General features: G+C 39.8%; 7 protein-coding genes. All 7 read left to right on the top strand.

From position 1 onward, the window contains the following. Positions 1-44: 44 nt before the first annotated feature. The 7 genes from V470_10520 (at position 45) to V470_01690 (ending at position 14,459) form a co-directional block, all read left to right on the top strand. Positions 45-6,758, top strand: a complete 6,714-nt coding sequence (locus V470_10520; protein ID AJZ74439.1) for a cell surface protein — start codon at positions 45-47, stop codon at positions 6,756-6,758. Positions 6,759-6,834: 76 nt separating this feature from the next. Then, complete coding sequence (locus V470_01665; protein AHZ47157.1) at positions 6,835-8,655, top strand: cell surface protein; 1,821 nt, start codon at positions 6,835-6,837, stop codon at positions 8,653-8,655. 365 nt (positions 8,656-9,020) lie between these two features. Next, positions 9,021-11,663: a fibrillin gene (locus tag V470_10525; protein ID AJZ74440.1), complete on the top strand. Its 2,643-nt coding sequence runs from the start codon at positions 9,021-9,023 to the stop codon at positions 11,661-11,663. 157 nt (positions 11,664-11,820) lie between these two features. Further along, on the top strand, positions 11,821-12,141 hold the full coding sequence (locus V470_01675; protein AHZ47158.1) for a PadR family transcriptional regulator: 321 nt from the start codon (positions 11,821-11,823) through the stop codon (positions 12,139-12,141). After that, the gene (locus V470_01680; GenBank protein ID AHZ47159.1) at positions 12,141-12,716 is read left to right on the top strand and encodes a hypothetical protein; all 576 of its coding nucleotides are present in this window, start codon (positions 12,141-12,143) and stop codon (positions 12,714-12,716) included. The genes V470_01675 and V470_01680 overlap by 1 nt, the downstream gene beginning before the upstream one ends. Before the next feature lie 34 nt (positions 12,717-12,750). Then, positions 12,751-13,263, top strand: a complete 513-nt coding sequence (locus V470_01685; protein AHZ47160.1) for a phosphoglycerate kinase — start codon at positions 12,751-12,753, stop codon at positions 13,261-13,263. 161 nt (positions 13,264-13,424) lie between these two features. After that, on the top strand, positions 13,425-14,459 hold the full coding sequence (locus V470_01690; protein ID AHZ47161.1) for an HrcA family transcriptional regulator: 1,035 nt from the start codon (positions 13,425-13,427) through the stop codon (positions 14,457-14,459). Positions 14,460-14,475 lie beyond the last annotated feature (16 nt).

Genomic DNA, 14,475 nt, shown 5'->3' on the forward strand with positions numbered 1-14,475 from the left:
GAAAAGGGGGAAGAAGAAATCACAATAGGATTTCAGAAATAGCAATGAGAGATTTCATTAAAAAGGTCTCCATATTGTTTATCATTTTATTCTTATCTGTTCCATTAGCCTTAATGGGACAGCTACTTGGTAGCGCTGCAGCAAATGAAGGCGGTAGTACTATTGAAGTAGGTGGAAATACAAAGATAACACAAAATGGATGTTCCCGTAAAATTGAAAAAACGGAAAAAATTAGCTGGCGCCTGCCTAGAAAACCAGTGGATTTGGTAATCTTGCAGGATGCGAGTGGATCATTTAAGAACACCATTCCAAATGTCCAGAATGCTTTAAAAACTCTGACGACATTTGTGAAGGAAGAAGAGTATGATGAAAATAACCCACGTTTGGTTAAGACTGATAATCCAGATACATCAGACCGGGTTATGATGGCGACCTTCCAAGGTGCAGATGGATACAACTACTACTACAATAACGATTTTACAGGCCGTAAAGATGTTTATGGTAGTTGGGGACCTGACTATGATTACAAATACAAGGCAAGTAACTTGTCTTCTGACCAAAATGATATCCATCAATTCATTAATAATATTAAAGTAGCGGGAGGAACACCAACTGTTCCAGCTATTGACGATGTCATTGCTCAATATAATGAAAGAAAAGGGAATATGGCTAATGGTCGTAAAACTATCTTTCTTTTGATTACGGATGGTGTTGCCAATGGGAAACGTGACCCTGATGGTAAGGTTCGTCTAGAGTACAGTGACTATCGGAACAATATTCTTACACGTGCATGGAATTTTAATGAACTAACAGAGGCGTCTCAAAACGTTTTAGGGCGTGTGAAAGAGGTTAAGGAAGCATCTACAAGACTTAAAAATGTTGTTGGTTCTGAAGGAACAGTAGTAGTTGGTTTCTGGGAAGACGTAACAATCTTTGCGAATTCCAAAGCTCAGTACTATGACACATATAAAGAAGGTTATTCAAAATATTTTGATATAGGGGATAACCGAAGTGTCCAAGAGATTTTCCATGAAGCATTAGAGGGGATGGCTTCTCCAGCTAAAAATATCAATGGAAAAGATGTTTCCTTCTATGTTAATGAACAAAGCGATATCAATAAATTCTCAAGTCGAGTTCTAGAATCTGTTGGTGCTGCTCTGGTTAAAGAAGATATCAAAGGTGAGTTTGAAGTTACTCCAGGATATAAGGTAGATGCAGTTCGAATTAATGGTAAGAAGATTGTATCAAAGGTTACCGATTCGAAGAAAGAAATTCGTGGTAAGATTGTTCAAGAAGGAGACAAGGTTACAATCTCTGTTCCAGAGAGTGTCTTTAATCCAGGAAACAACAAGTTTGACTATGATTTGAGTAAGGAAGCACATGCTGAACAAGTTGATGAGGATGATGAGCAAGACCCTCCTGCAGACTACAAACCAGTTAAGGAGACAGTTCCAGTTCCTGAGTTGACTGGTAAATTTAAAGTTGGTGATTTTGCGACTGAAACAATCGGTGGTTCGAAAGAAACTGTAGAAGTTCAAAAACTTGAATACTGTTACCCAAGTGCCACCAAGAAAATTGCAGACCAAGATCAAAGCAATGATACTGGTACTATTGAAGATCCGCTTCAATTAAGCAAAAAACCATCCTATGCAGCGAACTTGTCTGCCAAAGATGAAACATTTACTTATACAGTAGATTACAACTTCAACAACGCTCCATATGAGTTCAAGAAAAATGTTATGCTGACTGACCCTCTTGACTATCGTTTAGAAGTTGTAGGTCATCATGCTTCTGGACCACAAGGTCAAATCTTGACTCGTGTAGTGAAACAAAATGACGATCTCGGAAACGAACGTGATGTTGTTGTTGCTGATGTACCAAGTGTGAATGGTTATGAATACTTAGTGCTTCAAAAAGCTAAAATGACCATTACCGTTCGCTTGAAGGAGCAATATCGCAATAATCAAGCGAGCAAAGAATTTATGGCCCTTCTTCAGGATAATGATGGCTTCGGTTTGCTGAATCAGGGTAATATCATGTGGAATGGTGAGGATAATAATCCTGATCCAAGTAAACATGCTAAAACAGCTGACAAACCAAGTACAATTCGTCGCTCAAACCCAGTCTATGTGAAACCACCAGTTGATACCGAAATTACGAAGAAGGTTAATGACAAAGAACATGAGGATTTGAAGGCAGAAGAGGAACTCTTTGAGTACAAGGTGACTGCTCCATGGCCAGGTATTGCGGACAACTTTACGCTGACAGATACAGTTGTTTCAGAGTTGGAAGTTCAGGCAGATAGCTTGAATATAAAACTTGGTGAAAAAGATAATACTGAGTTGAAAACTGCTACAAAAGTTGAAGGTCAGACTGTTTCACTGACTCTTGATAAAACTCAACTTGAAAAAATCTCACGTAAGGTAACGCGTCGTAAAACTAAAGATGTTCAATACCTTGAATTGACCTTCAAGGCTAAGATTCGTCCGGGTGCTGACCTTTCTAAATATAAGGAAGATGGTCAAATTAAAGTACCTAACACGGCAGATGTTGCCTTGAATGATATCAAGAAAACATCGAATAAAGTAACGGTTACACCACCAAAACCACAAGAACCTTCTATTGATAAGAAGATTAATGAGAACTTGGATAGCTTCCAAACGTTTGATGGGCAACCATACAACTACAACATTACAACAGCAGTACCAAGTGATGTTGCTAATTACAAGAAATTTGTGATTCGTGATACACTGGATGCTAATTTGGAACTTGCAGGAGACGTAAGTATTAAAGGTTCCGCAGCGGCCCTCTTTGATATCCACACCAATGGCCAAGAGATTACGGCAACGGTGAAGGATGGTCAGTTTGGTGAACTTGCAAAATACTCAACTGTTGAATTAGTCATTCCTGCAAAAGTTAAAAATGGTGTGACAGGTACAACCATTGAAAACAAGGCTTCTATTTCCTTTACAAATGAGAATAATGTAGAGAAAGAAGTTGAATCGAAACCTGTAACCGTAACGCCACCTCCTGTAACGAAGAAGATCAATGAAACTCTTGATCACTTAGATATCGCGACAGGTCAAGCGTATAACTACAACATTAAGACAAAACTTCCAACCGATATTACAGATTACAAGAAATTTGTGATTACAGATACACTTGAAGGAGATTTGTCAGTTATCAATGAAACTTCAAGCAAACCGGTTATCAAAGGAGCGGCTGCCGCCTTCTTCGATGTAACAGTTGAGGGTCAAACCGTGACTGCAACGATGAAGGACTTTGCGAAGGCTACAGACCTTGCTGGTCAAGAAGTGGAATTGATTATTCCGGCTAAGATCAATGATGGAGTGACTCGTATCAACATTCCAAATACTGCGAAGTTTAGTTTCACAGATAAGAATGATCACAGCGGAGAAAAAGAAACCAAACCGGTAACGGTAACGCCTCCATCAGAACCAGGCGTTGATAAGAAAATCAACGAAACATTGACAGAGGCAACCATCGGTGCAGAAACGGACTTCACGTATAATATCAAAGCAAAATTGCCAAATGATATTACAACATACAAGTCCTTCGTTGTAACGGATACCTTGGATGAGAACTTGACTCCAGGTCAAGCTGAAATCAAGGGAGCTGCAGCGAAATTCTTCGATGTAACAGTTCAAGGTCAAACCGTGACTGCAACGATGAAAGATTTTGCGAATGCGGGTGACTACGGTAACCAAGAAGTAGAGCTCGTGATTCATGCCAAAGTGAAGAAAGACTCAAAAGTTCCATCTATTGAGAACAAAGCTAAGATTACTTATACCAACAAGAATGACCAACAAGGTGAGAAAGAAACCAAACCGGTTACTGTCACTCCACCGCCAATCACTAAGAAGGTGAATGGTCAGGAACATGCAGATCTTGGTAAGTTATCAGAAGTCTTCACGTATACGATTGACTCAACGGTTCCACATGTGGCAGATAGCTTCACCATTTCAGATGATATCGTCAAAGAATTGGCATTTGAAGGGGAAGCAACGGTCACTGTTGACGGTCAAGCTGTTCAAGATTTGACTGTGAAAACAGAAGGTCAAACCTTGACAGTCACATTTGGAAAAGATCAAGTGAAACAATATGCTGGTAAAGCAGTCCAAGTTTCATTCAATGCCAAGATTAAAGACGGCATCACTTTCGATGCTCTCTTGACTGCTTATCCAAATGAAGCAAAAGACAAGCCAGTAGTACCAAATACTGCTAGCTACATCATTAATGACAATCCTGATTCTAAGAAAGAATCAAAACCAGTCACTGTCACTCCACCGCCAACAACAACTCCAGAGCTTAAGAAGGAAGTAAACGGAGCAGAACGTTACGATCTTGCAAAACGTAATGAAGAATTTACTTATACTTTGAAGACAACAATGCCTGCCAATGCAACTGTGTTTGAGATGACAGACGAGTTGAAAGAAGTTCTAGAATTTGTTGGTGAGAATGCTTCAGCTACTGTTAAACTTGATGGTGAGGATGCAGGATCTAAGGCGACAGTGACACTTTCTGGTCAAGTCATCAAAGTTGCCTTTACAGAAGCTTCTGTCAAAGCAGATGCCGGTAAGTCAATTGAAGTGAATTTCAAGGCTAAGATTAGAGATAATGCCAACTTGTCAGCTTATGTGAATAAAGATGGTAAGACAGAGATTCCGAATAAGGCTTCTTATGATATTGATCATAATCCAAAATATCACAAGGACTCTAACGAAGTCCCAGTAACGCCACCAACACCAGAAGAGCCAGAGATCAAGAAAGATGTGAATGGCAAAGAATCAGCAACACTTGCTAGCCAAATCAAGGTAGAAGGTCAAACCATTACCTTGACTCTTACAGAAGAACAAGTGAAAGCCAATGGCGGTCAAGCTGTGGAATTGAGCTTCACTGCGAAGATTAAAGCGGGAGCTGATTTGACTCCATATCTAACAGATCGTGGATTCACTGTTCCAAATACAGCTTCTTATGATGCGAAGTTCCCACACAAACCAGGGCTACACAAAGATTCGAATAAAGTTCCGGTTATCGTTCCAAAAGAACCAGAACCAGAAATTACGAAGAAAATCAATCGTACCTTGGACCACTTGGATGTGGAATACGATGCACCTTACATGTACAATGTCAATACAGCTTTACCAAAAGATATTGATAAGTATAAAGAGTTCACCGTAACTGATACTCTGGAATCTGTTTTAGCAATCGCTGATACGCCAGTAGCCTATGTGGATGGTCGTGATGCAAATGGAGCTCTTGAAACAAGTGTTAAGGGAAATACTGTCACTGTAAAAGTGAAAGATTTCGCTCGACTAAAAGGCTTCAAAGAGATTCAATTGTACATCCCAGCTAAACTCAAAGCGAATAGCGATTTGAAAGCTTATAAGGACCAATTGGTACCAAACAAAGCAACTGTCAACTTCAAGGATGCCAATGGTCAATCTGGCAGCAAGGAATCAAAACCGGTAACGGTGAAACCACGCGACCCAGAAAAACCAACAGATCCGACACCAGGTGAACCTGCTAAGACAGTTGGACCAGAAAATGGATCAACACCAGGGACTTCATACAACTTGCCAAATGCAACAGATACTTTCCGCTTCGATATCACTACTCCGGTTCCAACGGATCCAGTGGATGAAAATGGAAATGCCAAGAAAGATCAATATGGTCGTCTTGTCAAGACAGATTTGACGAAATTCACGATCAGTGATGAAATCCATTCAGTTTTGAAAGTCAATAAAGACCGAATCGCTCTTAAAGTTGAAAACGCTCAGTTTGACAAGCTCAAAGCAGCTCTTCAAGCCCAAGTTGAACAGGCAGAGAAGGAACTGAAAGCTTTGACAGGTAAGTCAACTGATGAGACCTCAACAGAGAATAACAAGAAGGAAGACCTAAAAGCGGCGGAAGCGAAAGTGGCTGAATTGAAAGCGAAGTTGGAAGCAGCTAAGGCAGCGCAACCAGCTAAACCAGCTGAAACTACAACACCAGCTACTCCAGCAACAGCTGCTGAAGAAACAACACCAGCTACATCTGATTCTTCTGCAACAGAAGATAAGAAACCTGCAACTAGCGAGCCAAGTCAAGGTCTTGCAAGCCTAGAGGCAGAGTTGAAAGCAGCTGAAGAAACCTTGGCTAAGCTTCAAGCACCAGCGGAGAAAGAAGCAGAATTAGCACCAGCTGATAAGAAACAACAACAAGAGAAACTTGAAAATGAAATCAAGAACCTGAAAGAAGCTCAAACTAAGCTTCAAGTGGCTATTGATAAATTGAGTAAGGTTTCAAATGATCGTAGTGAATTAGTAGGTAAAGAGTTGGAAGCAATTGCCACTGTTACTTACGATGAATCTCAAAACATTGTAACTCTTGAAATCAGCGATAAGGATGTTCTCGAAGCCTTGAAGGGAAGTAAAGTAACTCTCGTTCTTTATACCAACTTCAGAGAAGGAACAGATTTTGCACAATTCGCGACAGGTGTACCAAATACGGCAAAAGTAAGCTTTAACGATAAATCAAAAACTACCAACAAGGTTGTGGTGACACCACCGGTTCCGGTAACGCCACCAGCTCCAAATATCCCACCAGCAGAGGGGGATATTCCGAAAAAACCAACAGAACCAGGTAAAACATTGCCAAATACAGGTTCTGAAGTTTCTACAGTTCTTGAAGTAGTTGCAGCTCTTGCTGCAGGACTTGCAGGGCTTCTAGTTTGGAAGCGTAAAGCTGAACGTTAGTACCATATAGTAAGAGGAGAGTAGAAAAATTTACTCTTCTCCTTACTGTATATTGAAAGTGTTAAGGGAAAAAATAATGAGTAGAAAAAAATTATTAAAGTTAGGGATTTCTATACTTGCTTTAAATGCTCTTGGAGTAGCAACTTATCATGTAGCTCCTGACTTGTATCAAATTCCAACAGTGCATGCAGAAGAGACTCCGGCAGAAGATGAAGAAATTCCAGACGGACAAGAGCGAAACATTGCAAATACGTTCAAAAGAATGCTCAATAATATAGAATCTTCGATTAAGGATTATACAGATAGTCCAGATGAGGAGAATAAAGAACTCCTAGAGGGTGATGTAGAAGAAGCAAAGAATTTTTTTGAGACTGCAAAGAAGGCAATGAAGAGTCCAGAAGGTCAAAAAAGTTTTGCGGCACTTGAAGCTCGTTACAATGAGCTGAAAGCCAAGGCTGAGGCGCTTCTCACTGGGGGAGATTTAAAAGAAGAACATCAAGAAGTCACAACTACTGAGGAGATTCCTTACCCATCTCGGACAGAAAACAATGCGGACCTCGCTGAAGGTACTCGAAAGGTAAAACAAGCGGGAGAAAAAGGTCAGAAGAAAGTTGTTTGGGATGTTACTTTGGTAAATGGCGTTGAGAAAAAACGTGATAGAAAAAACCAAACGGTAATTAAAGAACCAGTAGAAGAAATCATCGAAGTTGGAACTAAGAAAACAGGTGTAGAAACTAAAGAAACAGTGACTGTAGAGGAAAAAGTTGCTTTCAAAGAAGAAACGAAAGTAGACCCAGCGCTGGATAAAGGTCAAACACGTGTTGAAGAAGGTGAAGAAGGTATCGATGAAGTCACTTATGAAGTGACAAAAGTGGATGGTGTTGAAAAATCTCGTAAAGAAGTTTCACGCAAGACCAAGAAAGCTGCAAAAAACAAGATTACCTATACCGGTGGGAAAGCTGTTGTAACGACTAAGGAAGTAACCAAAACTGAAGAAGTTGCCTTCCAGACTCGTGAGGTTGAAAATGCACTCTTAGCTGAGGGTGTTCGCCGAGTGAAAACAGCTGGTAAGAAGGGTGTTCGCACCATTGTTTATACTGTCACTTACACAGATGGCGTTGAAACAGGTCGCGAGGTGAAATCAAACACAATCACTACTCCAGCAGTAGACGAAGTTGTCGAAATTGGAACTAAGAAAGTAGTAGCCCCAGTTGTAACGACTAAGGAAGAAACGAAGACAGAAGAAGTTGCTTTCCAAGTCAAAGAAGTGCAGAACGCAGACCTTCCAGAAGGAAGTCGTCAAGTGAAAGCTGTTGGTAAGAAGGGTGTTCGTACGATTGTTGAAACTGTCACTTACACAGACGGCGTTGAAACAGGTCGTGTTGAGAAATCAAACACAATCACAACCCCAGCAGTAGACGAAGTTGTCGAAGTTGGAACTAAGAAAGCAGTAGCCCCAGTTGTAACAACTAAGGAAGAAACGAAAACAGAAGAAGTCGCTTTCCAAACAAAGGAAGTACCAAATGCAGATCTTCCAGAAGGAAGTCGTCAAGTGAAGACAGCTGGTAAGAAGGGTGTTCGCACCAATGTTTATACAGTGACATACACAGACGGCGTTGAAACAGGACGCGAGGTGAAATCAAGCACAATCACCACTCCAGCAGTAGATGAGATTGTCGAAGTTGGAACTAAGAAGGTAACTTCTATGACAACCAACGGTGATAAGAATGATACTGCAACAACAGGGAACCAAGCTGAAAGCACTAAGAAAGAAGAAACTGCAAGCCAAGATCAGAAAGTTCTACCAAGCACAGGTACAGCTTCTACCAGTCTTCTTTCAATGATTGGTTTATTTATCGCCGGTCTAGTAGGCTTTGTCGTTCGTAAGAAGGACTAAGGCTCTCTAATTGTACAAAAGCATCTTTTGTACGAGAAATACTAAAAAGAACCCAGAATTTATTCTTGGGTTCTTTTTTATAAAAAATTAAATATATTAATGTTTGCGTGTGGCTTGAGTACGTTACGAAACTCATGGAGTGATAATAGTTTCAACTATAAAACAGCTATTTACATAGTGTAAATGCCTGTTCTGAAATTTTGATATTTTAATTATTCTCACCGAAAATTGACAATCTGAAAATACAAAATAATAAATTTTCATCTATAATCTACTTTTAATTGCCCCCTTTTTGTGTTAGAATGAGGTGAACATTTCTTTTTAAAATGATTGTATATAAATCATTTTTAGTTTGGAGGTTAATTATGAAATGGAAAAATCGCATGAGAATACCTTTTTCTACTATTTTCAGTAGAAAAAAACAGGCTTTTCTCGGACTAGTCGTTTTACTTTTTTCTATTTTTCTTATTCCGCTTCAATCTTATGCGGCTTTAGAAGAAATAAAAAACGGAACGGATATCTCAACCTTGGATATTCGTAAGTTTAATTTGAACATCAACAATTTTAGTGTTTTATCTAAATCACAGGCTGTTGATCAGTTTCATTTATCGAATCCCCACTATGAATATCTCTGGGGTGGTGCCTATCCAGGCGAGATGGAGAACTTTACTCTTAAAGTAGATAAAAGTAAAAAACAGGATCAAGTTTTCGAAAATCCTCTTTCTCTAAAATTCACAAATATTGGGACAGTCAATGGTAAGCAAGTAGATGCTTATCTAAATTTCAATAAAGTAACCCTACACTATCTTAATACTGCTCAGGCAGAATCTGAGATGAATAGTGCTCAAAAATCTACTGTTGAATTTTTCTCAATTTCTGAATTATGGGAAAGTAGTGCTTTTGAAATTGGGAATGTTCCCTATGTAGATGCGGCTCATGACTACATTATGAATAAGGCTTTTTGGCTTGATGCGGATGTAACAGCAGAGTTGCGTTATGCAGATGGTTCCGAGACAGATTTGAAGTTGGTTATGAAGCCAACAGACATCGATGCAATGGATGCCAACAACTTGAAGGAAACCTTCTATGTTAAGGATTATCAAAATGATGTTAATCTTCGTTTGATGAATAATGCCAATGTCTTAAGACAGGAAGATCAAGGAGATCGAACTGCTTGGGTAGCAACTCAGATTACAAGCGGTAGCTATTCTGAGAACAATATCTCTGGTTTTGCCCTTCGATCAAATAGTAATAGTATGAATTTTGGTTACTCATCAACAGAGGTTGCTTCGGCCGTCTTTGGTCTTTATATTGAAAAAATTGATCCGAGCCCTGTTCTAGCAGTGGATCCTACAGAGATTCCAGCTAAGGAAGGACAAGATGTAACCTATAAAGCTACGTTTAAAGTTCCGGTTCCAGGTAAGGACATTTTAGCAACGCCTTCATCTATCGAAATGGTTCAGAAATTTGATGAGCGCCTTAATTATCAAGGACTTAAAGTGGAATCAGGTGGAGTGACTTTACAGGAAGGGCGTGATTATACTATTGAAAAGAATGGTCAAACTGTTACTGTTAAAATGACACCTGAATACATAAAAGCAAATTCTTCTGCTGAAATTATTGTAACTTATAATACTACTACAAACAAAAAAGTAGAAGAAAAAGGTTCTGGAAAGATTGACAATACTGTAACATTGCATGTTGATAATTTATCAGCTCCTTCTAATCAGGTAAGCACGGCCCTCCTTTATGAAAAACATCATGAGTTTGTGAGTGGAACCCCAGGCAAAGAACTTCCACAAGAAGTGAAAGACCTGCTTCCAGCAACAGAAAAGAACTTGTCTAATGGTAGTCAAGTAACTCCAACACAACCAAGCCAAACAGAAGTGAAGACGGCAGAGGGTACATGGAGCTTTAAGTCTTATGACAAGGCATCAGAAACCACAACTCAGCCAAGTAAAACGGAAGTGAAGACAGCAGAAGGCACATGGAGCTTCAAGTCCTATGACAAGACATCTGAAACTATTAATGGAGCAGATGCCCACTTTATCGGTACTTGGGAATTCACTCCAGCGCCAACAGTGACTCATAAGGCAACTCACGAGTTTGTCAGCGGAACTCCAGGAAAAGAACTTCCACAAGAAGTAAAAACTCTGCTTCCAGCAGACCAAACAGACTTGAAAGATGGCAACCAAGTAACTCCAACACAACCAAGTAAAACGGAAGTTAAGACAGCAGAAGGCACATGGAGCTTCAAGTCATACGACAAGACTTCAGAGACTGTCAACGGTTCAGATGTTAAGTTTGTAGGAACATGGGAATTTACAGCGAGCCCAGCATCAACAGTGACTCATAAAGCAGTTCACGAGTTTGTCAGCGGAACGCCAGGAAAAGAACTTCCACAAGAAGTGAAAACCTTGCTTCCAGCAGACCAAACAGACTTGAAAGATGGCAACAAAGTAACTCCAACGCAACCAAGTAAAACAGAAGTGAAGACAGCAGAAGGTACCTGGAGCTTCAAGTTCTACGATAAGACATCGGAAACAATTAATGGATCAGATGTTAAGTTTGTAGGTACATGGGAATTCACCCCATCCCCAACCTATAAGGCAACTCACGAGTTTGTCAGCGGAACTCCAGGTAAAGAACTTCCACAAGAAGTGAAATCCCTGCTTCCATCAGACCAAACAGACTTGAAAGATGGCAGTCAAGCAACGCCAACGCAACCAAGTCAAACAGAAGTTAAGACAGCAGAAGGTACCTGGAGCTTCAAGTCCTATGATAAGACATCCGAAACCATCAATGGAGTAGACGCACACTTCGTAGGCACCTGGGAATTCACTCCGGCCCCAATTAAAGATTCTGGAAATACTAGTCAACCAGAAGAAAGAAGTAGTCAAAATCAGAACTTGTTACCAAACACAGGCTCAGCAGTATCTGGTCTTCTTTCAATCATTGGCCTTGCCTTTGCAAGCCTAGCAGTTTTTGTCCTTCGCAAGAAAGACTAAGCAACTCTTAGGAAATAACAAAATGACTTCTTAATTCCTGAGTCTAAGAAGAGAGAACGAGAAATCGTTCTCTCTTTTTCTTGCATTTTATATCGAGATGTGATATAGTTTATATAACGAGGTGCGATATATCGAACTAAATAGGAGGTGGGGTTAAATGGAATTGACGGATAAGATTCGTCGGGTTTATCTTCCGATGACGGAAACAGGATTTTATATCTTGTTCTGTCTACAAAAGGAACGTCATGGTTATAGTATTACACAAAAGGTCAAGGAGATGACAGATTCACAAGTTTTGATTAGTCCTGGAACTATGTATGGAACCTTGTCAAAAATGGAAAAGGATGGCTTGATCTCCTTTGTCCGAGAGGAGGAAAAACGGAAAATCTATCAGATAACAGATTTGGGACGAAAGGTTTTGGAGATTGAATTGAAACGTATTGAACGGCTCTATAGAAACAGTCAGGAGGAAGTATGATGGAAAAGAAGGTTGTATATCGGATATCTACAATTGCGGATTATGATAGAGAGGCCTTATACCTTGGGGAAATGCATGCTAAGGGCTGGAAACTTAAGGAAGTAAGCTACTCTAACTTAGTAGTTGCGGTTAAGTATACTTTTGAAAAGTGCCAACCGGAGCAGGTGTCTTATCAGTTGGACTTTTATCCCATGAAAAAATCAGAGAGAGCCTCCTATTTACAACTATTTAAAGACTGTGGCTGGGAGCATATTACAGACTTTAATAGTTTTTCCTATTTTAGAAAACCACATTCTGAAATTGAATCGGATACTGAGTTTGAAATCTATAATGACGCTACAGGGAAGTTAGCTATGATCAAACGGATTTTAATAATGCGGATGCTTCCTATTTTGATTCTATTTTTAGCTCTACTACCGGTTTTCTCTAAGTTTGTCAGTGGAGCTAGTTCTTTCAGTTGGGGAATGTTTTTGATTGTCATAATAGATTGTGTTTTATTGATAGTTTTTGCGGTTCAGATTTCTTATATTTTTTGGAGCTTGTTTCAAAAGTGGAAAGAATTATCTGAAAAATAAAACCATGTATGTTTTCTGATTTGGAGGTAAGACAATGAATAGCAAAGTACAATTTCGGATTTTTAGCATTGTTGATTTGGACAAGGAAGAAGAATATTTACATGAGATGCACTTGAAAGGTTGGAGATATAGAACGAGTCGTTTTGGTTTTTTCTATTTTTGCCAATGCCAACCTGACGATGTCATCTACCGTATCTATGATTCTAGATTTCTTAAAAAGTATAAGCATGAACTACAAGATTTTAGAAATAGCGGTTGGGAATTGATAGAAACAGGTTTTTGTTCAATTCTTCGTAAACCAACTTCTGATATACTTTCAGAGGAGAAAGTCTATATGAGTAAGGGTCTCAGATGGGAAGTTATGCGGTCTAGACTTCGTTCCTGTATAGCCACTTTTTCAGGTGGTCTTGTTGTTTGCATGAGTTTGTATCGAGAAAACTTGTCTCAGTCTTTCTTTATTATTTTCGTTTTATACGCTTGCTTGATTTCTTATCTAATCTACGGTTTTTTCAGACTTAAAAGGAAATACCAAGTAGATGAGAAGTAAGATTCTAGGTCTGTAGACTGATTTTTAGCACTCTTGATAAAAGAGTGCTAATTTTTTTAAGTTTTTGTCTTGACATTCTCTTCTAAGGGTGTATAATAGAATCATGAGTTAGCACTTGAGTGCATAGAGTGCTAATCAATCGGACAGAGAGGAGTGATGAGATGGTTACAGAGCGTCAGCAGGATATTTTAAATCTGATCATTGACATCTTTACCAAAACGCACGAACCTGTCGGATCCAAGGCGCTACAAGAGTCTATCAATTCTAGTAGTGCTACCATTCGTAATGACATGGCAGCTCTAGAGAAGCAGGGTTTGCTTGAGAAGGCTCATACCTCAAGCGGTCGGATGCCAAGTGTCGCGGGATTTCAGTACTATGTGAAACACTCGCTTGCTTTTGACAGACTGGCTGAAAATGAGGTATACGAGATTGTCAAAGCCTTTGATCAGGAATTCTTCAAATTGGAGGATATCCTGCAAGAGGCTGCTAATCTACTGACAGACCTGAGCGGCTGTACGGTAGTAGCACTGGATGTTGAGCCGAGCAGGCAACGGTTGACAGCCTTTGATATCGTTGTTTTGGGGCAACATACAGCCTTGGCAGTATTTACCCTAGACGAGTCCCGAACGGTTACCAGTCAATTTCTGATTCCAAGGAACTTCTTGCAGGAAGATTTAAATCGCCTCAAGACCTTGATTCAAGAACGTTTCCTCGGTCACACGGTTCTAGATATTCACTACAAGATTCGGACGGAGATTCCGCAGATTATCCAGCGTTACTTCACAACAACGGACAATGTCATGGATCTCTTTGAACACATTTTTAAAGAAATGTTCAACGAAAACATTGTGGTATCGGGCAAGGTCAATCTCTTGAATTTTGCCAATCTAGCGGCCTATCAGTTCTTTGACCAACCGCAAAAGGTGGCTTTGGAGATTCGTGAGGGTCTGCATGAAGATCAGATGCAAAATGTTCGTGTTGCGGACAGTCAGGAATCCTGTCTAGCTAACCTAGCAGTGATTAGCAGTAAATTCCTCATTCCTTATCGAGGTTTTGGAATTCTAGCGATTATCGGTCCAGTCAACCTGGATTACCAGCAATTGGTCAACCAAGTCAATGTGGTCAATCGTGTTTTGACCATGAAGTTGACAGATTTTTATCGCTACCTCAGCAGCAATCATTACGAAGTAAATTAATTTTGAAATCAATAAA

The sequence above is a fragment of the Streptococcus sp. VT 162 genome, assembly GCA_000688775.2.
In the GTDB taxonomy this organism is placed as follows: Bacteria; Bacillota; Bacilli; order Lactobacillales; family Streptococcaceae; genus Streptococcus.